Consider the following 26393-nt stretch of genomic DNA (forward strand, 5'->3'; position numbering starts at 1 on the left):
AGTTTGTTTTTATTTAAAAAATTATATATTTGTTTCATGAGTATAATTCATATAGAAAAAAATATAGGTATTCCGAAGTACAAACAAATTGTTACTTCTATAGAAAATGCCATAGCTTTAAAGCAAATAAAATTGGGCGATAAACTCCCTTCTATCAACAGTATTAGAAGTAAATATAAATTATCAAGAGATACTATTTTATACGCCTATAACGACTTAAAGGTTCGAGGAATTATAGAATCAATTCCTGGAAAAGGGTATTATGTAAACAGTGAAAGTGTATACATTACTCAAAAAGTTTTTTTATTGTTTGATGAACTCAATGCATTTAAAGAAGACTTATACAACTCTTTTTTAACAAACCTCAACGAAACTATAGAGGTAGATATTTTCTTTCATCATTTTAACTATGATGTCTTTAAAAAACTAATCTATGACAATTTAGGAAAGTATAATTACTATATAATTATGCCTGCCAAACTTGAAAAAACAGAACTGATTTTAAACAAAATACCTCAAAAAAAAGTATACATATTAGATCAAACAAATAACGAATTATCTCATTATCCAGCTATATACCAAAACTTTGAAAAAGATATTTTCAATGGTTTGGTAGATGGTCTTAAACTATTAAAAAAATACGACCATTTAATTTTTCTTTTTGAAGAAAACAAACAACCTAATGGCTTATTAAAAGGCTTTAAAAAATTCTGTTCCATGAACAGATTCAAAAACACTGTTATTGAGTCTTTAGAAGGTTTTGAAATTGAAAAAGGCGACGTATTTATAATTCCTGACGACAGAAACCTTATTCGTATTATTAAAAAAGTTAAAGAAACCAAATATAAAATAGCTTCTGATATTGGCATTATCTCATACAATGATACACTGTTAAAAGAAATTGTAGAAGACGGAATAACCACCATTTCGACAGATTTTAAAGCCATGGGAAAAAAGCTTGCTCAAATGATTTCCAATAATGAAGGAGGGCAGATAGAAAACGAAAACAAACTAATAATTAGAAATTCTCTGTAAAAATTGCAAGCAATCAAACAAAACATTATTAAACAAGGTCCAAATATTATCTTGTATAATGATAAATCGAAAGCAGAAATCTCTCTAATTAACGGAGGAAGTTTAACTCAATTAACGTTAAACAACTCAATCATTATTAAAGATTTTTCTAACATAGTAACATATAAAGATTCATATGCATCAGCAATTTTATTTCCTTTTGCAAATAGAATCTTAAATGGCGAATATGAATATTTAAATCAGAAATATCAACTAGAAAAAAATTCTTCCTGTAATACAAATGCCATACATGGTTTAATATATAATAAACCTTTTGAACTTACCTCAAAAGAAAACAGTAAACACTCTGTTTCAGCCACTTTAACTTACAAGCAAGAAACTAAAGAAAATGGATTTCCTTTTCTATTCTCTATTTCGATAACATATACGCTATCTAACAATCAATTAGATTTAAATGTAACTATCAACAACAATGATAACTCATCATTCCCTTTTACTATTGGATGGCATCCTTACTTCTATTCTAAAGATATCACAAATAGTATTTTAGAAATAAATTCTGACAAGGAAATAATTCATGATCAGGAAATGATTCCTATAAAAACTGAAAACAACAAAACACCATATAAATTTAAAATTGGAAATAAAAAGCTAGACAATTGTTACTTGCTAAAAAACAACTTTATCGGATTTAAAACCCCTGATTATCTGCTAAAGATAACTTCCTCTTTTAATAACAATTATATACAAATTTATACTCCAGACTTAGAAAACCATATCGCTATAGAACCTATTACAGGACCTTCTAATAGCTTTAACAATAAATTAGGACTACAAACTTTACCTTCTAAGGAAGAGTTTAATATTCAATGGACAATTCAATTAAAAAATGAATAATTTAAAATACATAACAGCACTTACTTTGGTTTTTGTTTTACTAAGCTGTAACTCAAAACAAAAAACCGATTCAAGAAAAACACCCAAGCATACCAATATGTACGCAAACATTCTTGACTATAAGATAAGCCCTCAAAAAAAATTTGACAAAGAAGGACTAATGTTTTCAGATCAAGGAGCTTGGTTTGCCTATAGCTTTCATAAGAAAACAAGTGAATCAATAGGTTTTAGCGGTCCTTTTTTAATGACTCAACAAAACGGAGTGTGGCTAACAACCTCATTTATTGATTTAAGCATTACTGAAAAAAAAGATTACCCTGAAAATTTTAAAAACACCAGTTCTAATGCTTATACAAGTCATCTAGAGCAAACTTTTAACACCAAGGAATTAGAAGTCACTCAAAAACTTGTCTTTAAAAATGGGCATACAGCTTTAATCGAAACAACTATAAAAAACAGTTCAAAAAAAGAGAAGGATTTATCATTGAACTGGGGTCATTCACCAATATTTGCTGATGGAATTTCTTTTGAACTTGAAAAGAATGAATTAAAAATAAACTCAACCAATTCTTTAGCAAAAGGACATCTTATATTTCCAAAAGACATTGAAATACAACTAATAGACAGCCTACATTATCAAGCCCACAATAAATTGAGCTTAAAACCAAACGAAAAAAAATCGTTTGTAATTTCTCAATCTTTTATTTTTCCAGAATATCCATGGGATAAAGAAAAAAACAACATTAAAAACGCTGGTTTTGAAGGAGTCTTACAAAAGAGAAAAAAAGAAAAAGAAACACAACTAGCTTTATTAATAAAAAATAGTAAAAAACAATTTCAAGATAGCATTTACAACAAAGCATTAATTAAAGCACATTTAACTCTACAAAACAATTGGCGCATACCAGCTGGAGAAATTAAACACGAAGGCTTATTCCCTAGTTATCACTATAAATGGTTTAATGGTTTTTGGTCTTGGGATTCTTGGAAACATGCTGTTGGATTATCATATTACGACACAAAACTTGCCAAAGAACAAATGAGATTAATGTTTCATTTTCAAAAAGATGATGGTTTTATTGTTGATTGCGTTTTTAGAGACACTTTGATAGAAAAACATAATTATCGCGACACCAAACCTCCTCTTTCAGCATGGGCTGTTTCTAAAATCTATAACAAAGACAAGGACATTGAATTCGTTAAAGAATTTTATCCTAAGCTAAAAAAATATCATCAATGGTGGTACAACAAAAGAGACCATGACAAAGACGGACTTTGCGAATACGGATCTACAGATGGAAGTTTAATTGCTGCAAAATGGGAAAGCGGCATGGACAACGCTATACGATTTGATAATTCTAAAATTTTAAAAAATGAAGAGGGTGCTTTTTCTTTAGACCAAGAAAGTGTTGACTTAAACGCATATCTTTATGCTGAAAAAATATACTTAAGTCAATTAGCAACTGAACTAAAACTCACTGAGGAAAGTCAGCAATTTATTACAGAAGCCAACAAATTAAAAACTAAAATTCAGGAACAATTTTACGATAAAAATGATGGTTGGTTTTACGATACTAACTTAGAAGGAACAGCTTTTATTAAAGGAGAAGGAAGTGAAGGTTGGACTGCTTTATGGGCAAATGTGGCTACACAAGAACAAGCAGAAGCAGTAAAAAATAAAATGATGAATACTGCTAAGTTCTACACAAAAGTCCCCTTTCAAACTATGAGTGCCGATCATCCTAAATTTGACCCTTTAAAAGGATACTGGAGAGGACCTAATTGGCTAGACCAATCTTACTTTGGCGTAAAAAGCTTACGCAATTATGGTTTTCATTCAGAAGCAGACAAAGCTACTATTCAAATTTTAAAAGGAGCAGAAGGATTATTAGAAGACGGTAAATCGATTAGAGAAAACTACCATCCTTTAACAGGAAAAGGCTTGCATGCTAAAAACTTTAGCTGGAGCGCTGCACATATTATTATGCTATTACAAAAAGACTAATGAACTACAATCAAATAAAAATATCGACTCAGCAAGCAGAAGAAATTCTTTTAGAGTTTTTTAATATAAAAGGAACAGCAACTTCACTACCTGGTGAAGTAGATTTTAATTTCAGGATAAAAGTAGAAAATAATGAAGGTTATGTATTAAAAATATCTCGTCCTGAAGAAGATATAAACTATTTAGATTTTCAGCAAAAATTATTACAACACGTAGATAATAACACAACAAATCTAATCACTCCAAAAGTAATAGAGGATAGAAGTGGAAATGCTATTTCTGAGATTACAGATAGCTTTGGTAAAACACGAAAAGTACGTTTATTAACATGGATTTCAGGAAGAGTATGGAGCAGTGTAAATCCCCAATTAGACGAATTAAGATTAAGTTTAGGAAAACAATGTGGCTTATTAACACAAGCACTACAAGGATTTGATCATCCAGAAGCTCACAGAAAATTTGATTGGGATGTTGCTCAATCATTATGGACAAAAGAACATTTAGAATTGTTTTCTGAAAAAGAAAAAGAAATACTTAACACATTTCAACAACAATTTAAAACTGTTCAATCAACTTATACAAAACTTCGAAAAGCAGTAGTTCACAACGATGCTAACGATAATAACGTTATTGTTTCTAGCAATAAATTAAATCCTACTGTAAAAGCTGCAATAGATTATGGAGATTCTGTCCACACTCAAATCATAAACGATTTAGCTATTAGTTGTGCTTATTGTATTATGCATCACAACGATCCTTTAACGGCAGCTATCCCCATTGTAAAAGGTTACCATTCTTCTTTTCAGTTACAAGAGAATGAACTTGCACATTTATATATCGCTATAGCTATGCGATTAGTAATATCCGTAACAAAATCAGCTATCAACAAACAAAAAGAGCCAGACAACGAGTATTTGTTAATTAGTGAAAAACCTGCTTGGGAGTTACTTAAAAAATGGAAAAACATTCATCCAGATTTTGCTGAATATACTTTTAGAAGTAGTTGTGGCTACACAGCACACCCACAACAAAATCAATTTGAAAACTGGGCTACTGAAAACACATTCAACTTATCAGACTTATTCCCTACTATAAATAAAAACATTGTACATCCTCTAGATTTAAGTGTATCTAGTAAGTGGATTGGACATCAACAAGATTTTAACGACTTAGAATTATTTCAATTCAAATTAAATCAATTACAAAAAACAGTTCCAAGCAAAATTATTGCAGGAGGCTATCTAGAACCACGCCCTATCTACACCTCAACAGAATATGACAGCATTGGAAATTATGGTAGAGAAAGTAGAACAATTCATTTAGGAATAGATTATTGGCTATCTGCAAATACAGCTGTTCATGCTATTTTAGATGGTGAAGTTATAATAGCTACAAACAACTCTGGTGATAAAGAATATGGAGGCTTAGTTGTTTTGAAACATCAAATTAATGAATTAGAATTCTATACATTATATGGTCATTTAACAGTTAAGAGTGCAACAAAGCACAACCTAGGCGACATCATAAAGAAAGGAGAAAAAATAGCAGAATTAGGAGACCATCCAGAAAACGGAAATTGGGCACCTCATTTACACTTCCAAGTAATGTTATCGTTATTTGACTATAAAAATGATTTTCCAGGCGTAGCATACTTCAGTCAAATAGAAACTTGGAAAAGTATTTGCCCAAACCCTAACCTGTTATTTAAATCAGAAGCTTTAGAAGAAATAACAACAATTGATAACGAGTTGTTAATTTCCTACAGAAAACAACACTTAGGAAAAGGATTAAGCTTACAATATAACACTCCTATAAAAATGGTTCGAGGAGCTGGTCAGTATTTAATGGATCAATATGGTCGTAAATACTTAGACACTGTTAACAATGTAGCTCATGTAGGCCATGAACATTATGAAGTTGTTAAGGCAGGACAAAATCAAATGGCACTTATAAATACGAATTCAAGGTATTTGCATGAAAACATAAACGAACTAGCTAAAGAACTTATTGAAACTTTACCTCCAGAATTAAGTGTTTTACACTTTGTAAATTCTGGAAGCGAGGCAAATGAATTAGCAATCCGTATGGTTAAAGCTGCTACAGGCGCAAGAGATATTATTGCTAGCGAAATTGGATACCACGGAAATGCTAACATGTGCATTGACATATCTTCTTATAAATTTGATGGAAAAGGAGGCGAAGGAGCTCCTGAGCACACCCACATATTTCCCCTACCTGATGCTTTTAGAGGCAAGTACAGAGGTACAAACACAGGAGATAAATATGCTGAAGAGGTACAAAAACAAATAGATATAGTTCACAAAAAAGGACGTAAAGTAGGAGCTTTTATAATAGAACCTATTATTTCTTGTGGAGGACAAATAGAACTACCTGAAGGGTTCTTAGAAAAAGCATACAGCAATATTAGAAAAGCTGGAGGATTATGCATTTCAGATGAAGTTCAGGTAGGATGCGGGCGCCTAGGAAAAGCCTTCTGGGGCTTTCAACTTCACAATGTAATTCCAGATATCGTAACTATAGGTAAACCTTTAGGTAACGGACACCCACTTGCTGCTGTTGCTTGCACACAAGAAGTTGCAAATAAATTTGCCAATGGTATGGAGTATTTCAACACTTTTGGTGGTAACCCAGTTTCTTGTGCTATAGGAACAGAAGTACTTAGAACTGTAAAAAGAGAAAAACTACAAGAAAACTCTTTAAATGTGGGTAACTACCTAAAAGAGGAATTAAAAAAACTAGCTAAGAAATTTCCTATCATAGGAGATGTACGAGGACAAGGTTTATTCTTAGGTTTTGAATTAACTGATATCGAATTAAATCCTTTACCAGAACAAACTGATTACTTAGCAAATCGTATGAAAGAACACGGTATTTTAATGAGTACTGATGGACCAGATTATAATGTATTAAAAATAAAACCTCCTATTGTATTTACCAAGGAGAATGCTAAAGAGTTGATACATTATTTACAATTGATTTTTAAAGAGGATTTCATGCAACTTTAACAAACAACACTAACATCATGACTAAAAAATATCTAATCATATTATTAATCTCCTTTTTATGGAGCTGCAAAAGTGAAATTCTAGAAGAAGTTCCTGAACAAAAGAATCATTTCAATCATCAAATATTTGAAGAAAATAAACTTCCTCCTCGTGCTTCATTTTTTGCTTTTGAATCGGACGACATTAAAGAAAAGGAAAATTCAACACGCTTTATAAACTTAAATGGCAATTGGAAATTTCATTGGACAAAAAATCCACAAGAAAGACCCACCACTTTCCACAATATCAATTTCAATGATAATCATTGGAGTACTATTAAAGTTCCAGCAAATTGGGAAGTTGAAGGTTATGGAAATCCAATATATCTAGATGAACGTTACCCTTTCACTACAAAATGGCCAGAAGCTCCAAAGGATTACAATCCTGTTGGAACATACCGAAAAACGATAACATTAGACAAGAACTTTTTAAAGGAAGATATTATCCTTCATTTTGCAGGAGCTAAGTCAGCAATGTACGTGTATATGAATGGAAAATACGTAGGCTATTCGCAAGGAAGCAAAACCCCTGCTGAGTTTAATATAACCTCTTATTTAAAAGAAGGCAAAAATACTATAGCACTGCAAATGTTCAGATGGAGTGATGCTAGCTATTTAGAAAGCCAAGATATGTTGAGAATGAGCGGTATTGAAAGAGATGTATATTTATACTCTCAACCTAAAGTATTTATTTCAGACTACCATATCAAAACCACTTTGGACGATTCTTATAAACATGGAATTTTTGACGGAACCGTTTCTATAACCAACAACACAGATATTCTGGTTAATCAAAATTTAATAGTCCAGCTGCTTGACAAAAAAGGCACCATTGTAAATTCAAATAAAGAAATTAAAATACCAGCAAATTCAACAGTTCAAATTACTACTAAAAAGATTCTTAAAAACATAAAATCTTGGTCTGCTGAATCACCTAATTTATATGATTTGAGAATATCATTGAATTACAATCAATTTATCAATAAACATGTTGGTTTCAAACGTGTAGAAATTAAAAAGTCACAAATTCTTATAAACGGTAAACCAGTTTATTTTAAAGGAGTAGACAGACATGAGACAGACCCTTTTACTGGGCACGTAATATCTAAAACATCTATGCTAAAAGATATTACACTTATGAAACAAAACAATATAAATGCAGTACGTTCATCACACTACCCTAACGATCCATATTGGTTAGACTTATGTGACAAATATGGTTTATATGTAATAGATGAAGCAAATATTGAAAGCCATCCTTTAGCCATCAATAAAGAAACTCAAATAGGAAATGAAATGAGTTGGTTACCTGCTCATATGGCTCGTACCAAAAGCATGTACTACCGAGACAGAAATCATCCATCTATTTATTCTTGGTCTTTAGGTAATGAAGCAGGAGAAGGTGACGTTTTTAAAACAACCTATAAATGGTTAAAAGCACAAGACGATAATAGGATTGTACAATACGAACCAGCAGGCAAAGAAGATTATACCGATATTTATTGCCCAATGTATCCAAAACCAGAATATTTAATCAATCACGGGAAATCAAATTCCAAAAAACCATCAGTAATGATTGAATACTGTCATGCTATGGGAAATTCTGTAGGTAACTTACAAGACTACTGGGATATTATTGAAAAATACCCAAATCTTCAAGGTGGATATATTTGGGATTGGGTAGATCAAAGTTTAGAATACAAAGATAAAAACGGGAATCCATATTTAGCTTATGGACATGATTATCACCCAGATTTACCTACTGATGGTAACTTTTTAAACAATGGATTAGTAGATCCATATCGCAATCCTCACCCACATTTATCTGAAGTTAAAAAAGTATATGAGCCTGCACATTTTGAATTTTTAGGTAATGAAGAAATAAAACTTACTAATAAAAACTTCTTTGCAGATTTTTCAGACAAAATAATTTCTTTTGAGTTATTAGAAAATGGGAAGGTTGTCAATAAAAAAGAATTAACCGATATCAATGCTCAACCTCAAGAAAGTATCATTTTAAAAATAGACAGAAAAAACTTTCCTAAGTTTCATTCGAAATCAGAATATATCATACGTGTAAGTTTACATCAAAAAGAAAGCAAAGGCTTACTTCCTAAAAATCACGAAATAGCTTGGGATGAATTTATTATTCAAGAAGCATCAAAAGAACAAACACCTCTTTTAGAATTTACAGAAACAAATAAACCTGAAACTACTCCTATTGAGATAATCAATAATGATATTATTGAAGTTAAAAACAATAAATTCAATTTAAAACTCAATGCTAAGACAGGAGAAATTGTTTCTTGGCATTTTGAAAACATTCTAATTACGAATCATCCTATAAAAACTAATTTTTGGCGACCACCAACAGATAATGATTTAGGAAATGGAATGGATAAATGGGCTAAGATTTGGCAAAATGCTAGTTACAAACACACAACAAGCTTAACATCAATCCCAAAAGTTATAAATAACAATGTTGTTTTTGAAGTAGCATGCTCAACTCCTAAAAATGAAGCAACAACAAAAGTTAAATATACCATATCTCCAAAAGGTCAATTAACTATTAACTATTACTACAAACCTAATAAAAAAGAATTACCAAACATTCCAAGACTAGGTATGTATTTAACCCTACCTAATAATTTCACAGATATTTCTTGGTATGGAAAAGGTCCAAAAGAAAGTTATTGGGATCGCAAAACAGGGCAAAAAACAGGAGTTTATTCAGGTAAAATCAATACACAATTTGAACGTTATTCGCGCCCCCAAGAAACAGGAAATAAATCGAATATTAGATGGGCAAAATTATCTTCTGATAGATTAACTCTTCATCTAGAAAGTAATGATTTATTAAATACCAGCGCATGGCCTTTTTCAATGTCTGAAATAGATTTTAGTAGTGAAGAAGCAGGAAAATCAGCTTCTGGACTAGTACCAGTAACTAAAAAGCATGGAGCAGATATTAAAATAGGAAACACTGTACAATGGAATATTGATTATTTACAAATGGGTGTTGGAGGAGATACTTCTTGGGGGCGTTTAGTTCATCCTGAATATACTATTCCAGCAAATAAAAATTATACTTATACCTTTACAATTCAACCTCTAAAAAAATAACACATGCAGTTTATCACATTTCTAGGATTCACAATTCTTGTTGCAATTATTTCTTACCTAAAAACAAGAAAAACTAACGAAAACACTTCCGACGGGTACTTTCTTGGAGGAAGAAGTTTAACTGCAGGCGTTATTGCAGGATCATTATTACTTACAAACCTATCTACCGAACAAATTGTTGGACTAAACGGATCTGCATATGAAAGTGGATTATCGGTTATGGTATGGGAAACCCTAGCAGCAATTGCCATGATTGTAACCGCTATGTTTTTACTTCCTAGATATTTAAAAGGAGGATTAACAACAATTCCTCAATTTTTATCAGAACGTTTCGACGTAGCCACAAAAACATGGACTTCTATCCTGTTCTTAACGGGGTATGTTGTAGTCTTATTACCTGTAATTTTATATTCAGGTTCATTAGCTATTAGTGGTATGTTTAACATTCCTGAGTTGTTAAATGTTTCACATACACAATCTATTTGGATTTGTGTTTGGGGAATTGGAATTATTGGTTCTATATACGCTGTATTTGGAGGACTAAAAGCTGTAGCCGTTTCTGATACTATTAATGCTATTGGTTTACTTATAGGAGGATTATTAATCCCAATCTTCGGATTAATAATGATTGGAGATGGTAGTTTTTTTGATGGAATTTCCATTTTAACTACAGAAAATCCAGAGAAATTTAAATCCATGGGAGGACCAACTGACCCAGTTCCTTTTTACACCATTTTTACTGGAATGATGTTAGTTCAATTGTTTTATTGGGGAACTAACCAACAAATAATTCAGAGAGCTTTAGCTGCTAAAAACTTAGAAGAAGGACAAAAAGGATTATTATTAGCTTCTTTTATAAAAATACTAGGCCCTTTAATAGTAGTATTACCTGGACTAATCGCTTTTCATTTATTTAATGGTAGTTTAGAAAATCCGGATGATGCCTACCCTATGCTAGTAAATAAAGTGTTACCAAAAGCTTGGGTTGGATTTTTTGCAGCAGTATTGTTTGGAGCTATTTTAAGTTCCTTCAATAGTGTTTTAAATAGTGCTGTGACGTTATTCGGAATAGATGTTTACAAACAACACATAAACAAAGATGCTAACGAAAAAACAGTCGTAAAATATGGTAAATTATTTGGAGTAATTTTAGCTTTCGCTGCCATGTTTATAGCTCCTTTAATAGCTAATGCTGGAAGTCTATTTAAATATTTACAAGAAGTAAATGGTATTTATAGTATCCCTATCTTAACTATCATAGTTGTTGGTTTCTTAACCAAAAGAGTTCCTGCTATAGCAGCCAAAATAGGTTTAATATCAGGTTGTCTATTATACATTCTAAGCCAATTCTTTTTACAGCCTTATTTTGTAGATAATGCCTTAGCAAAAGCTAAAACTTCAGGTATTGTTGACACAGCTGAACTAGCCTTAGTAAAAGCTAATGCATATCCACATTTTTTAGACATCATGGCTATTCTATTTTTATTAAATGTAGGAATCATGTTAATTATAGGTAAACTAAAACCAAGAACAGAAGATTTTGTTCAAAAATACACAGAACAAGTAGACATAAAACCTTGGAAATATGTAAAACAAGTGGGACTTATCATATGTCTAATTGTAATTGGAGTATATATATATTTTGCATAAATGAATCAGTCATTAAAAGAACAAGTAGAACAAGAGTTCTTAAATTATTTTAAGACAGAACCTTTATTAGTTTTCTCTCCTGGAAGAATTAATTTAATTGGAGAACATACCGATTACAATGAAGGTTTTGTATTTCCAGCTGCTATAGATAAAGGTATTTATACTGCAATTAAACAATCTGAAACAAATAAAAGTACCATTGTTGCTTTAGACAAAAATGAGCAATATGAATTCACCACAAGTTCTGTTTCTCCTCTTACAACTAATGGATGGCAAAATTATATTTTAGGTGTTGTAAGCGAAATTCAAAAAAAAGGAAAAATAGTTCCTAATTTTAATCTAATATTCTCTGGAGATATTCCCTTTGGAGCAGGTTTATCATCTTCTGCCGCACTGGAAAACAGTGTTATTTTTGGGTTAAATCAAGTATTTCAACTTCAATTAACAAAACAAGAAATGATTTTTATTTCACAACAGGCCGAACATAATTTTGTTGGTGTTAAATGTGGAATTATGGATCAATACGCATCCATGTTTGGTCAAAAAAACAAAGCCTTGCATTTGGATTGTAGAACACTTGATGCAACAATACACACAGCTAATTTTGAAAACCATGAGTTTATCCTAATCAACACAAATGTAAAGCATTCATTAGCTGATAGTGCATACAACAAAAGGCGTGCTGTGTGTGAAAACATATCTAAATTATTAAAGAAATCTAGCCTAAGAGATATTAAAGAGCATGATTTAATTACCATAAAAAATAAAATCTCTATAGAAGAATATGAACAAGCTCTGTATGTAATTCAAGAAAACAAACGTACTTTACAAGCTGTAAAATCATTAGAAACCGATAATGTATCAAAATTCGGAAGCTTACTTTTCGAATCTCATGAAGGACTTTCAAAACAATATAAAGTAAGTTGCCCTGAATTAGATTTTTTAGTTCATAAAGCACAAAAACATCCTTCGGTAATAGGTGCTAGAATGATGGGAGGCGGATTTGGCGGTTGTACAATCAACCTAATTAAAACCTCAGAAAAAGAAGCTTTCTTAACACAAATACAACAAGAATATGCACAAAAATTCAAACACAATTGTACTATTTACAAAGTAAATTTATCCAACGGAACACAAATAATATAACATATAAAATGAAGAAACTAATTTTAATCGCCTTTGTACTTATAGGTATTTCTTGTCAAAAAGAAAGCCAAAAAACATCAGAAGCTACAGATAAAAAAGAAATTTTGGCTATTATGAAATCTCAAGAGAAAGCATGGTCAAATCATGATTTAGAGGGATTCATGCAAGGATATTGGAAAAATGATTCTTTAAAATTTTATGGCAGTAGTGGCTTAACATATGGCTGGAATAAAACATTGGCTAATTACAAAAAAGGATACCCAACAAAAGACCATAGTGGTACTTTAAAATTTAAGGTTAACGATATTAGTAAAATAAATAACAACGCTTATTTTGTTATGGGAGAATATCATTTAACACGTCCAATTGGTAATGCCAATGGAGTATTTATGATTATCTTCAAAAAAATAAATGGTGAATGGAAAATTATTGCAGATACTTCTTGTTAAAATATGAATTCACATTTAGATAATTACTCGCATAAACGTTATAACATTTTAACTGGCGAGTGGGTACTAGTTTCTCCACATAGAGCAAAACGCCCATGGCAAGGTCAAGAAGAAGATACAACTCAAAATAAAAGACCAACGTACGATTCTAGTTGTTATTTATGCCCAGGTAATACCCGTGCTAACGGAGAACAAAACCTAGACTATAAAGACACCTATGTTTTCACCAATGATTTCGCTGCTTTACAAAATGAAACACCTAATTTTTCTATAGATGACGGATTACTAAAAGCTGAATCTGAAAAAGGCATTTGTAAAGTAATTTGTTTTAGCTCGGACCATTCAAAAACATTAGCCGACATGGATAAAAATGCCATTGAAAAAGTGGTTTCATTATGGCAAAAAGAATATTCGGAGTTAAGTAAATTAGACTTCATTAACTATGTTCAAATTTTTGAAAACAAAGGAGCTGTTATGGGCTGTAGCAACCCCCATCCTCACGGTCAAATATGGGCACAATCTAGCATTCCAAATGAGGTTAATAAAAAAGACAATCAGCAGAAACAGTATTTCAATATTAACAAAAGTTCGTTACTAGAAAACTATTTAAAACAAGAACTAGAAAAAAATGAACGTATTTTATTTGAAAACGAAAATTTCGTAGTTATAATTCCTTTTTGGGCAATTTGGCCATACGAAACAATGATAATTCCTAAAAAGCAACAAGCAAATATTAGTCTGTTAACGTCAAAAGAACGAATAGACTTTGCTGAAGCTATTTCTAAGATTACAAGTGCATACGACAAGCTTTTTAATTGCTCTTTTCCTTACTCAAGTGGTATACATCAAGCCCCTTGTAATAATCAAAATAACGAGTATTGGCATTGGCACATGAGCTTTTACCCCCCTCTACTTCGTAGTGCTAGTGTAAAAAAGTTTATGGTTGGATATGAAATGTTTGGAATGCCACAAAGAGACATCACTGCAGAAACTGCTGCTGATAGTTTAAAAAAATTAATCTTTTAACCTCTTTAAAAACAAGGCTTAAATAGATTATTTAAAAAAACAACAATTAAATTTGGTTTTCTAAAATTAATTTTCAAGATTTGTCCCGTACAACAAAAAACAAAACAAACGATGTTACAAAACATTTGGCAAGGTTTCTATTTTTACTTTTATTTTTTTTATAAGAGTTGAGGCTTTGTACCATATTGTTAACACAAAATAATATCCTATAAAGTCTCGAATTTCGAGGCTTTTTTTTATGTTTAAAATGAAGAAAAAAATAGCCATACAAGGAGCAGAAGGTTCAAATCATCATAAAGTAGCTCGTGATTTTTACGGAGATGACGTAAACTTACAAGAGTGCTTATCATTTGATACATTAGTAAATAGCTTGTTAGATAAAACTTCTGACAAAGGAATTATGGCTATTGAAAATACTATTGCAGGTTCAATAATTCCAAACTATGCCTTAATTGATGCTAATAATCTTCATATTTCTGGAGAAGAATATTTAAATATTCATCATCATCTAATGGCGCTACCAGGGCAGCAAATTGAAGACATTAAAGAAGTATGTTCACACCCAATGGCTCTATTACAATGTAAGGAGTTTTTCAAAAAACACCCACATATAAAATTAGTTGAAGATGTTGATACTGCTGAGGTTGCTAAAAGAATTTCAAAAAACAAATTAGAAGGTGTAGCTGCAATCGCACCCAAATTAGCTGCTGATATTTTTGGCTTAGAAGTTATAGAAGATGAAATTCAAACGATGAAAGCAAATTCAACTCGTTTTGTCATTATTCAAACAGAAAAACCAAATAACGGAATAGATCAAATCAATAAAGCTTCTTTAAAGTTTCAGCTGGACCATAAAAGAGGAAGTTTAGCAGCTATTTTAAATGTATTAAGTGATTGTAAAATGAACCTAACTAAAATACAATCTTTACCAGTAATAGAAACACCTTGGAAGTATTCTTTTTTTGTTGATGTTACTTTTGACGACTATAAAGACTACGAAAAAGCAGTTGCTATTATAAAAATTATGGCTTCAGAATTCAAAGTTTTAGGAGCATATAAAAATGGAAGAAAATGATTAAAGCAGCAAAAAGATTAAATACCGTACAAGAATACTACTTTTCTAAAAAATTGAGAGAGGTAAGAGAATTGGCTGCGTCAGGTAAACCAATAATTAACATGGGAATTGGTAGCCCTGATTTGCAACCACCATCAAAAGTTATAAATGCAATTCAACAAAGTTTTAATGACGCTTCAGCGCATAAATACCAGAGTTACCAAGGCTTACCAGAGTTAAGAACTGCTATCTCAGACTTCTACAAGCAAAAATTTAGGGTAAACTTAAATGCTGCTAATGAAATCTTACCTTTAATGGGAAGCAAAGAAGGAATTATGCATATTTCTATGGCTTTTTTAAATGAAGGAGATCAAGTATTAATTCCTAATCCAGGATACCCAACTTACACATCAGTAACAAAGTTAGTTGGAGCAGAACCAATTTTTTACCAATTAGAAGAAAATAATAATTGGCAACCAAATATTGATGCACTAGAAAAATTAGATTTAACTAATGTAAAAATAATGTGGGTTAATTATCCACATATGCCAACTGGGACAAATGCTTTAAAAGAAACGTTTGAAAAGTTAGTTTCTTTTGGAAAAAAACATGAAATCTTAATTGTGAATGACAATCCTTATAGTTTTATTTTAAACAATAATCCATTAAGCATTTTACAAGTTAATGGAGCAAAAGACATAGCTTTAGAATTAAACTCGTTAAGTAAAACATTCAATATGGCGGGCTGGAGAGTTGGAATGGTTCTAGGTAATGCTAACTATATAGAACAAATTTTAAAGGTAAAAAGCAATATGGATTCTGGTATGTTTTACGGAATTCAAAAAGGAGCAATTGAAGCACTTCAACTATCAGATGATTGGTTTAAAAATCAGAATAAAGAATACGAAGAAAGAAGAGAATTGATTTTTAAAATAGCAGATAAATTAAACTGTACTTACAATAAAAACTCAACAGGATTATTTGTTTGGGCAAAGATCCCTGAAGAAAAAACATCTGAAGAAGTAACAGATATGATTTTATACGATAAAGATATTTTTATCACACCAGGAACAGTTTTTGGAAGTCAAGGAGAAGGATACATTCGTTTTTCATTATGTGTTTCAAAAGAAGTAATTAACAACGCACTGAATCGATTTTAAAAATGAATGTATTTGTAATAGGTATTGGATTAATTGGAGGAAGTATGGTCTTGGATATAAAAAAACATTATCCAGAAGCTACTATATATGGAATAGACACCAACGAACAACATTTAGAAAAAGCAATTGAAATAGAGGTAGTAGACAAAAAAGCTACATTTAATGATATTGAAAATGCAGATATTGTAATTGTTTCTATCCCTGTAGATGTTCAATTACATGTAATTCCGAAAGTATTAGATGCTGTTAACGACAATACATTAGTATTAGATGTGGGATCTACAAAAGAAGATATTTGCCTTGCTTTAAAAGAACATCCAAAAAGGAGAAATTATTTAGCTACACACCCTATAGCTGGAACAGAATTTTCTGGACCTACCGCTGCACATAACGGTTTATTTGAAAAGAAAACCAATATTATTTGTGAAGTAGAGAAAACAGCTTTTAAGCTACAAGAAAAAGCATTAGAAATTTTTTCAAAATTAGGAATGCGCATACGTTATATGGATCCTAAATCGCATGATAAACACATTGCTTATATGTCGCATTTATCGCACATAAGTTCTTTCATGTTAGGAAAAACTGTAATCGAAAAAGAAAAAAACGAACGTGACATTTTTGATATGGCTGGAAGCGGATTTGCATCGACAGTTCGTTTAGCCAAAAGTTCACCTGCAATGTGGGCACCAATTTTTGAACAAAATAAAACTAATGTTATTGAAACATTAGACGAATATATAAACAATCTTCAGCAATTTAAAGAGCTGATGAAACAAAACGATTTTACTGAAATTTATAATGAAATGGAAAGTACAAATCACATAAAGCAAATTTTAAACGGCATAAAATAAGAAGCCAAAACAATAGAAAAATGGAAAATACAAAAGAATTAAAAACATGGTTGGATGATATGAAGCTTACGCATCCACTAGTAATAGCAGGGCCTTGTAGTGCAGAAACCGAGGAGCAGGTTTTAAAAATAGCACACGAATTAAAAGATTCTGATGTAAACTATTTCCGTGCCGGAATTTGGAAACCAAGAACTCGCCCAGGAAATTTTGAAGGAGTTGGTGCATTAGGCTTAAAATGGTTACAAAAAGTAAAAGCAGAAACAGGAATGAAAACCTGTACAGAAGTTGCAAATGCAGCACACGTAAAGTTAGCTTTAGAACATGATATTGATTTATTATGGATTGGAGCTCGTTCTACCGTATCACCTTTTATTATGCAAGAAATTGCAGATGCTTTACAAGGAACTGACAAAATAGTGTTGGTAAAAAACCCAGTAAATCCAGATTTAGCTTTATGGTTAGGAGGTATTGAAAGGTTGTATACAGCAGGTATTAAGAATCTCGGAGCAATTCACAGAGGTTTTTCAACTTATGAAAAATCGAAATATAGAAATATTCCAGAATGGCAATTAGCTATTGAATTCCAAAACAGATTCCCTGACTTACCTTTAATATGTGATCCTTCTCATATTACAGGAAAAAGAGATATGGTTTTTGATGTATCGCAAACTGCTTTAGATCTTAATTTTGATGGATTAATGATTGAAACTCACATCGATCCAGATAACGCATGGAGTGATGCTGCTCAACAAGTAACCCCAGCAACATTAATTCAAATGATGGAAGATTTAAAAATTAGAAAAGAAACAGAAACTGATTCTAGTTATAGAGAGTCTTTAGAAAGTTTACGTGCTCAAATTAATGTTGTTGATGATCAATTAATAGAATTGATGGGTAAAAGAATGAAAGTAGCAGACAAAATTGGTCTTTTGAAAAAAGAGAAAAATGTTGCAGTACTTCAATCGAGACGTTGGAATGAAATTTTAGGTAAAATGATACTAGAAGGTGAAGAACGAGGTTTAAGTGAAGAATTTGTTTTAAGAATGTTTAAGGCAATTCACCAAGATCTATTAATCATCAAGAAAAGATTATCAAAGGATAATAATAAAAAAGGTTCTCGTAAAAACGAGAATCTTTTTTTTATGATTAATTCATATTTATTAGTTACTTTGCTGTATGACAGGAACGGTATATAAATCTACAGGAAGTTGGTATTGGGTGAAGTCTAATCAGATTTTATATAAATGCCGTATTAAAGGAAAATTCCGTATTAAAGGAATAAAAAGCACTAACCCTATTGCAGTTGGTGATAAGGTTGATTTTGACTTAGAAACAAAAAATAACGAGGAAACAGGAGTTATTAGTAATATACATGAGAGAGATAATTATATTGTAAGAAAATCAGTAAACTTATCTAAACAAACACATGTTATAGCAGCTAATATTGACCAAGTATTTTTACTTATTACAATAAACAACCCTCCTACTTTTACTACTTTTATTGACCGTTTTTTAGTAACTACAGAAGCTTATTCTATAAAAACAATTTTAGTTTTTAATAAAATTGATTCTTATGAAATTGAGCAACGCGCTGAAGTTTTATACTTAAAAGATATTTATGAAAAAATAGGGTATCAATGTATCGAAGTATCAGCTACTAAAGATATAAATGTAGATACTATTAAGAATCAAATGACTGGAAAAGTATCTATGTTTGCTGGGCATTCTGGGGTTGGTAAAACAACTTTGGTAAATGCTATTGAGCCAGGTTTGGATTTAAAAACCAAAGAAATATCAGAACAGTATAAACAAGGAAAGCATACAACTACTTTTGCTGAAATGTTTGATTTAAGTTTTGATGCCAGAATTATAGATACTCCAGGAATCAAAGGGTTCGGTGTTGTAGATATGGAAAAAGATGAGTTAGGTGATTATTTCCCTGAGTTTTTTGCATTAAAACAAGACTGTAAATTCAATAATTGTATACATATAAACGAACCTAAATGTGCGGTAAAAGATGCTTTAGAAGAAGATAAGATTTCTTGGTCTCGCTACAAAAGCTATATGCAAATTATAGAAGGAGAAGAAGAGCATTACCGAACTGATATTTGGGAATAAACCCAAGCTACATACCCCAGTAATTTAAAAACATGAAAGCTGTAATTCAAAGAGTTTCAAAAGCTAGCGTTACAATTAACGAAGAAAAAGTTGCTAATATTCAAAAGGGATTATTAATTCTTGTTGGAATAGTTGAAAATGATACTAAAGAGGACATCGAATGGTTGTCTAAAAAAATTGCAAACCTTCGTATTTTCAATGACGAAAACGAAGTAATGAATAAATCATTAATAGATATATCTGGTGAAGCCATAGTTGTAAGTCAGTTTACACTACAAGCATCTACAAAAAAAGGAAACCGACCAAGTTATATCAAAGCTGCAAAACCTGATATTGCTATTCCTATTTATGAACAGTTTATTCAACAAATTGAAAATGATTTAAATAAAAAAGTACAAACTGGTCAATTTGGTGCCGACATGAAGGTAGAGTTATTAAACGATGGACCGGTAACTATTATTATTGACTCTAAAAATAAAGAATAAATTCCATGGAAAGTATTATTTTTTATTTACATTTGTTCTAAATAATTATTACAATCAAATATTAAAATCCTAAAAATGAAAAAAACAATTTTAGCAATTGCATTTGTTGCAATCGGAGCTGTTTCTTGTAAAACAGAGAAAAATAAAGTAACTGCTAACGAAGAGGTTAAAGAAGTAAAAAAAGTAGAAAACGTAATAAATTCTTACAAAGCTAACGTTGCTGAATCAACAGTAACTTGGAAAGGGAGTAAGCCAACTGGATCTCATAACGGAATTGTTAGCTTAGAAAAAGGATTATTAGATATTGAAAACGGAGTTCTTAAATCAGGAGAATTTGTTATCAACATGAATTCTATTGTTTGCCAAGATTTAGAAGCAGGTAAAGGTAAAGAAGATTTAGAAGGTCACTTAAAAGCTGGAGACTTTTTTGATGTTGAAAAATTCCCAACGGCTAAGTTTGCTGTAACTAGTTCTGAAATGAAAGAAGGAAAGTTACATGTAACTGGAAACTTAACTTTAAAAGACGTTACTAAAAGCATAACTATTCCTGCTACAGTAACTGAAGCTGACGGAATGGCTACTTTTAAAAGTGATGTTTTTAGTATTGATAGAACTGACTTTGGTGTTACTTACAAGTCTAAGAAAATCGATGCTGCTTTAAAAGATAAATTCATTAACGACTTGATGGAAATTTCTTTTGATATTAAAGCTAAAAAATAGTTTTAAAAGCATAATAAAATAAAAAGGGGTTGACAAATGTCAACCCTTTTTATTTACACATTAATAAATTTTTCTACTTCAAATAAATCTTTAAAGTGTTTTAGTATTTTTTGAGTTACTTCTTCTTCTGAAACTTTTCTTCCTAATTCAACTTCCATTGAGGTAACAGCCTTTCCTCTGATTCCACAAGGAATAATATTATCAAAATACCCTAAATTGGCATTCACATTTAACGCAAAACCATGCATTGTAACCCATCGACTTGCACGTATACCCATAGCACAAATTTTTCTAGCAAAAGGAGTTCCTACATCTAACCACACTCCAGTTTCTCCTTCACTGCGAGTTCCTTTTATACCATATTCAGCAATTGTTAGGATTATTGTCTCCTCTAACAATCGTAAATATTTATGTATATCAGTAAAAAAATTTTCTAAATCTAAAATAGGATACCCTACAATTTGGCCAGGTCCATGATAGGTAATATCCCCTCCTCTATTAATTTTATAAAATGTAGCTTCTTTTTCTTTTAACTGATCTTCAGACAACAATAAATTGCTAATATCACCAGATTTTCCTAGTGTATAAACATGAGGATGTTCTACAAATAAAAAATAATTTGGTGTTTCTTTTTTCTCTATACTTTCCCTGTTTTTTCTCTTTAAAGAGACAATTTCATCTAACAAATTAGTCTGATAATCCCATGTCTCTTTGTAATCTTTTTCCCCCAATTGATTGAGGATTATTTTTTTATTCATAAATTTGGGCTATATAACATGCTTCAAAGGTAGGGAAAAATACCTTTAAGCTGTTCTTATCTATATTAATCGACTAGACAAATTATGATTAAAAAAAGCACCCTTTCACTATTATTAATTTTTACTTTTTCCATTAGTAGTTTATTTTCTCAGAACTTTTGGAATAGAGTAGAACCGAAAAGTACTTCTGTTAAAAAAATACAAGTAATTGACAGAGAAAACACCCCTGAGAAATATTCTTTAAGAGCTTTAGATTTAAATGGTTTTAAAAACTATGTATCTACTGTTAAATCTAAAGGTAGTCAAAAAACAATTCAGTTACCAAATTCAAAAGGTGAATTACAAAGGTTTTATATTTATGAAACTTCTTCTTTAGCACCTGAATTAGCTGCAAAATTCCCAATGATAAAATCATACTCTGCACAAGGTATAGACAATCCTAATGCTGTAGCTAAAATTAGTTTAGGTAATGATGGATTTCATGCTGTTGTTTTTTCTGGGAATGAAAGCACTATATATATAGATCCTTATACCAAAGACAAAAAACAATACATGATATATAAAAGAGAACATTTAAAATCTAGCAAAGATGAGTTCTCTTGTCAAGTAGAAGAAACTACAAAAAAAGTAGTAGCTCCTTCTTTACAAAATAAAAATGCAGATGATGGTAAATTAAGAACATATAGAATTGCAATAGCCTGTACTGGTGAGTATTCTCAATTTCATTTAAATAACCAAAGTGTACCATCTACAGCGTCAGAAGCAGACAAAAAAGCAGCGATTTTATCTGCTATGAACACAACAATGACGCGTGTAAATGGTGTTTATGAAAGAGATTTAGGCGTTAGAATGGTCATTGTAAATGATAATGATAAATTAATTTTCTTAGATGCTGCTACAGATGGATTAACAAATAATGATGCTGGTACTTTAATTGACGAGAGTCAAGTAAAATGTGATGATATCATTGGAAATGCTAACTATGATGTAGGACATACTTTTAGTACCGGTGGTGGTGGACTAGCCTCTTTAGGGTCTGTATGTGTGAATTCAAGAAAAGCTAAAGGAATTACAGGTAGTAGCCAACCTATTTCTGATCCTTATGATATTGATTTTGTTGCGCATGAGTTAGGACATCAATTTGGAGCAAATCATACTCAAAATAATAGTTGTAACCGAAATAGTTCAACTGCTGTGGAACCAGGAAGTGGTTCTACAATTATGGGATACGCTGGAATTTGTTCTCCAAACGTTCAAGGTAATAGTGATGACCATTTCCATGCAGTAAGTATTGCTGAAATGTGGGATCACGTAAAAAATGGAGGAAGCTGTGGTGTTGAAACTAACACTAATAACGATGCTCCAACTGCTAATGCAGGAAGTGATGTAAGTATTCCAAAATCTACTCCTTTTGTTTTAAGAGGTAGTGCTACAGATGCACAAGGAACTGCCAGTTTAACTTATAACTGGGAACAAACAGATACAGAAGTTGCTACCATGCCACCTCTTCCTGTAAATACTGGAGGTCCTGCTTTTAGATCTTTACCTTCTAAAGCTTCTCCTAATAGATATATGCCAGCTTTAGCTACAGTTGTTGCTGGAAACACTTCTACAACATGGGAAGTACTTCCTTCAGTTGCTAGAACTTTTAATTTTGCTCTTACAGTAAGAGATAATCATGCTGGAGGAGGTAATTCTGCTAGAGACGATATGAAAATAACCGTTACTGATGCTGAAGCATTTACAGTTACGGCACCGAACTCAGCAGTAACATGGAATACAGGAACTACTCAAACAATTACTTGGAATAAAGGAACTACAGATCAAGCTCCAATTAATTGTGCTAAGGTTAATATTAGACTTTCTACGGATGGAGGTTTAACTTTCCCTATTTTAATAAAAGAAAATATTGACAATGATGGAACTGAAGATATTGTTGTACCTAATAACCCTACGACTAAAGCTCGTATAATGGTTGAAGCTGCGGACAACATTTTCTATAATGTAAACTCTACTGATTTTACAATTAACTCTACTGTTCCAACTTTCTTATTTACTAATAAAACAAGCAAGCAAACTGTATGTAATAACAACAGTAATACTGTTGATTATACTTTAAATTTAGATTTTGTTAATGGTTTTTCTGAAACTGTAACATTATCTGCTACTGGTTTGCCAAATGGTGCAACTGCTACTTTTAATCCAGCTACTATTAGTGCTGATGGTGATGTAACTATGACAATTAGTAATTTAAATGGTAGTAATCAACAAGATTATACAATAGTTGCAAAAGGAACTTCAACGAGTGTAACTCAAACAGTTGACGCTTTATTAAAAGTTATAGGTACTAATTTTGCAAATATTAACTTAACATCACCAGCTAATTCAGCTACTAATGTTGGTTTAAATCCAAAATTCGAATGGGCAGCAGATGCCAACGCAACATCATATAATATAGTTGTAGCAACTGATGCTAGTTTTGCAAATGTTGTTATTAATGAAACTTCAAACACAAATTCATATACACACTCTTCTCCTCTTAGTGGAGTAACTAAGTATTATTGGTATGTAAAACCTAAAAACGGTTGTGGTGAAGGGCCAAACTCAAGTACAGGTGAATTTACTACTGAAGCACCTTCTTATTGTGCTTCTACATTTACTGATGAAGCTGGTGGAGGTGATCATATAACTAACGTTACTTTTAACACTATTAATAATAACTCAGGTAACGATACTGTAGATGGATACGAAGATTTTACATCTATATCTACAAATGTAAAGAGAACTTTAAAACACCAAATAAGTGTAACTTTTAATACTGATGGATTCCAAGATCATTGTTATGTTTTCATTGATTGGAATCAAGATTTCCAGTTTAATAAAACTACTGAAAGATATGACTTAGGTTCAAGAACTGAGGATATCGCTACCGCTACACTTGATATTACAATACCAGAAGGAGCTGTATTAGGTAGCACTAGAATGAGAGTTGTTTTAGAATATGATGATCCTACTAATAATTATGGTGACGGTCCTTGTGATTCAGACCATAAAACTGAATGGGGTGAAACTGAAGATTATACAATTGTTATTGAAGATAAACCTCAACCTGATTTTACTTTAACTAATACAACAGGAAGTTTATCTATTTGTAATAAAGCAGTAAACGAGCAAACTTTTGCTATTGATTATAAAACACTATTTAACTTTAACGAAAATGTTACGTTCTCAGTTACTGGAATTCCAACAAATGCAACTAGCTCTTTTAGCCCTGCAACATTAAACGCTAACGGAACAGTTAACTTAACATTATCTAATTTAAATAATGCTACCGTTGGTGATTATACAATGACTGTAACTGGTACATCTGCTTCAGTTACAAAATCTGTCAATATTTTATTTAATGTAAATGACAATATTTGTAAGTCTACAGGTAATACTGTTTCTCAAATCAGTACTACTTCAGTTAAATTTGGAGACATAGATAATACTTCTACCAAAACTACTGGATATTCAGATTATACTGCCAAATCAACTGAGGTAATTAAAGGTAACAAGTACTTATTAAAAACTAATGTTAATACTGATGGTAACAATACTGTTAAAACATATGCTTGGATAGACTGGAATCAAAACTGCTTATTTGACGCTAATGAGAAATACGATTTAGGTCAAGCTACAAACACAAATGGTGCAACTAGTAATAGTGGTTTAGAAATAACCGTACCTAATGATGCTTTAACTGGAACTACTACATTAAGAGTTACTACTAAAAAATCAGATGCTGGTGATCCTAATTCTTGTGAATTAAACTTTAATGGTGAAGTTGAAGATTATACTATAAACATTACTCCTAAGTTTACTATCACTAATAAAACTGGTGGTGGGTCTGTTTGTAATAAAGCTGTAAATGAGTTTGTTTACTCTATAAACTACGAAACATTTAATGATTTCAATGAAAATGTAACGCTTTCTATTGCTGATGTTCCTACAAATGCTGTAGCTACTTTAAGTTCAAACTCTATAAATGCAAATGGTGTATTTACTTTAACTGTTTCTAATTTAAACAATGTTGCTGTTGGTGATTACACATTAAAACTTACGGCCACATCTGCTTCATTAACGAAGCCTTTAGATATTATTTTAAGCGTTAACGATAATACTTGTAAATCATCTGGAAACACTAAGTCTCAAATCAGTATTACTAATGTTAAATTTGGAGAAATAGATAATGCTTCAACAAAAACAACTGGTTATTCTGACTTTAAATCTGTTTCTACAGGAGCTGTAAGAGGTGACAATTATGATTTAACTGTTACTATTAACAAAGATGGTAATGATGATGTAAAAACTTATGCTTGGATTGACTGGAACCAAAACTGTTTATTTGATGATGGAGAAGGTTATGATTTAACTTCAAACTCTAGCTCAATTGTAGTTCCTGATGATGCTCCTTTAGGCGCAACAACATTAAGAGTTTCTACGAAATTAAAAGTTGCTCCTAGCTCTTGTGAATTAGATTTTGATGGTGAAGTAGAAGATTATACTATAAATATAGAAGAAAGCTTTGCTACATCTAAGGATTTATTTAACGACTTAAAATTATATCCAGTTCCTTCTGAAGGGAAATTAACAGTAAGCTTTAAAGTTAAATCTAAAGACTTAACTGTTATTAAATTATTTGATTTAAAAGGACAGTTACTTGAAACTCAAAGTTTCTCAACAATTTCTAGTTCTTTTAATAAAGAGATTCAATTTAAAACAATGAGTTCTGGTATTTATTTACTTCAAGTAGAAAATGACGGAAAGATTAAAACTAGAAAAGTTATATTTAAATAAATTATAAACATAA

General features: G+C 31.3%; 17 protein-coding genes and 1 pseudogene. 17 read left to right on the top strand and 1 reads right to left on the bottom strand.

Annotated features, from left to right (window positions below):
* Positions 1–36: 36 nt before the first annotated feature.
* The 16 genes and pseudogenes from ACOQN8_RS03080 to ACOQN8_RS03155 all read left to right on the top strand — a co-directional run bounded on the left by ACOQN8_RS03080 (position 37) and on the right by ACOQN8_RS03155 (position 20783).
* A complete protein-coding gene (locus ACOQN8_RS03080; protein WP_420551562.1) occupies positions 37–1035 on the top strand; it encodes a GntR family transcriptional regulator in 999 nt (332 codons plus the stop codon).
* A gap of 3 nt (positions 1036–1038) precedes the next feature.
* On the top strand, positions 1039–1932 hold the full coding sequence (locus tag ACOQN8_RS03085) for an aldose 1-epimerase (protein WP_420551563.1): 894 nt from the start codon (positions 1039–1041) through the stop codon (positions 1930–1932).
* On the top strand, positions 1925–3937 hold the full coding sequence (locus ACOQN8_RS03090; RefSeq protein ID WP_420551564.1) for an MGH1-like glycoside hydrolase domain-containing protein: 2013 nt from the start codon (positions 1925–1927) through the stop codon (positions 3935–3937). Before ACOQN8_RS03085 ends, ACOQN8_RS03090 begins: the two co-directional genes overlap by 8 nt.
* Positions 3937–6963, top strand: a complete 3027-nt coding sequence (locus ACOQN8_RS03095; RefSeq protein ID WP_420551565.1) for an aminotransferase class III-fold pyridoxal phosphate-dependent enzyme — start codon at positions 3937–3939, stop codon at positions 6961–6963. The genes ACOQN8_RS03090 and ACOQN8_RS03095 overlap by 1 nt, the downstream gene beginning before the upstream one ends.
* Positions 6964–6980: 17 nt before the next feature.
* The gene (lacZ, locus tag ACOQN8_RS03100) at positions 6981–10124 is read left to right on the top strand and encodes a beta-galactosidase, LacZ type (protein ID WP_420551566.1); all 3144 of its coding nucleotides are present in this window, start codon (positions 6981–6983) and stop codon (positions 10122–10124) included.
* A 3-nt stretch (positions 10125–10127) separates the two neighbouring features.
* Positions 10128–11774: a solute:sodium symporter family transporter gene (locus ACOQN8_RS03105; protein WP_175578710.1), complete on the top strand. Its 1647-nt coding sequence runs from the start codon at positions 10128–10130 to the stop codon at positions 11772–11774.
* Complete coding sequence (galK, locus tag ACOQN8_RS03110; RefSeq protein ID WP_420551567.1) at positions 11775–12920, top strand: galactokinase; 1146 nt, start codon at positions 11775–11777, stop codon at positions 12918–12920.
* Between the two features lie 8 nt (positions 12921–12928).
* Positions 12929–13369, top strand: coding sequence for a YybH family protein (locus ACOQN8_RS03115; protein ID WP_420551568.1), 441 nt, complete (start codon positions 12929–12931; stop codon positions 13367–13369).
* Positions 13370–13372: 3 nt separating this feature from the next.
* Positions 13373–14395, top strand: coding sequence for a UDP-glucose--hexose-1-phosphate uridylyltransferase (locus ACOQN8_RS03120; protein WP_420551569.1), 1023 nt, complete (start codon positions 13373–13375; stop codon positions 14393–14395).
* 247 nt (positions 14396–14642) lie between these two features.
* Positions 14643–15470: a prephenate dehydratase gene (locus ACOQN8_RS03125; protein WP_420551570.1), complete on the top strand. Its 828-nt coding sequence runs from the start codon at positions 14643–14645 to the stop codon at positions 15468–15470.
* A complete protein-coding gene (locus ACOQN8_RS03130) occupies positions 15467–16609 on the top strand; it encodes a pyridoxal phosphate-dependent aminotransferase (RefSeq protein ID WP_420551571.1) in 1143 nt (380 codons plus the stop codon). Before ACOQN8_RS03125 ends, ACOQN8_RS03130 begins: the two co-directional genes overlap by 4 nt.
* A gap of 2 nt (positions 16610–16611) precedes the next feature.
* Positions 16612–17460 carry a prephenate dehydrogenase gene (locus ACOQN8_RS03135; RefSeq protein WP_420551572.1) on the top strand — a complete coding sequence of 283 codons (849 nt, stop codon included), beginning with the start codon at positions 16612–16614 and terminating at the stop codon, positions 17458–17460.
* Positions 17461–17480: 20 nt separating this feature from the next.
* A pseudogene (locus ACOQN8_RS03140) lies at positions 17481–18562 on the top strand (chorismate mutase).
* A 74-nt stretch (positions 18563–18636) separates the two neighbouring features.
* Positions 18637–19578, top strand: a complete 942-nt coding sequence (rsgA, locus tag ACOQN8_RS03145) for a ribosome small subunit-dependent GTPase A (protein WP_420551573.1) — start codon at positions 18637–18639, stop codon at positions 19576–19578.
* Positions 19579–19610: 32 nt separating this feature from the next.
* Positions 19611–20063 carry a D-aminoacyl-tRNA deacylase gene (gene dtd / locus ACOQN8_RS03150; RefSeq protein ID WP_420551574.1) on the top strand — a complete coding sequence of 151 codons (453 nt, stop codon included), beginning with the start codon at positions 19611–19613 and terminating at the stop codon, positions 20061–20063.
* A 75-nt stretch (positions 20064–20138) separates the two neighbouring features.
* A complete protein-coding gene (locus ACOQN8_RS03155) occupies positions 20139–20783 on the top strand; it encodes a YceI family protein (protein ID WP_420551575.1) in 645 nt (214 codons plus the stop codon).
* 53 nt (positions 20784–20836) lie between these two features.
* Here ACOQN8_RS03155 and lipB read toward each other — a convergent pair whose 3' ends face one another.
* The gene (lipB, locus tag ACOQN8_RS03160) at positions 20837–21541 is read right to left on the bottom strand and encodes a lipoyl(octanoyl) transferase LipB (protein ID WP_420551576.1); all 705 of its coding nucleotides are present in this window, start codon (positions 21539–21541) and stop codon (positions 20837–20839) included.
* A gap of 84 nt (positions 21542–21625) precedes the next feature.
* Here lipB and ACOQN8_RS03165 point away from each other — a divergent pair, with 84 nt between their 5' ends.
* Positions 21626–26380 carry a GEVED domain-containing protein gene (locus ACOQN8_RS03165; RefSeq protein WP_420551577.1) on the top strand — a complete coding sequence of 1585 codons (4755 nt, stop codon included), beginning with the start codon at positions 21626–21628 and terminating at the stop codon, positions 26378–26380.
* The last annotated feature ends 13 nt before the right edge of the window (positions 26381–26393 follow it).

The sequence above is a fragment of the Tenacibaculum aiptasiae genome (assembly GCF_965221665.1).
Taxonomy (GTDB): domain Bacteria; phylum Bacteroidota; class Bacteroidia; order Flavobacteriales; family Flavobacteriaceae; genus Polaribacter; species Polaribacter aiptasiae.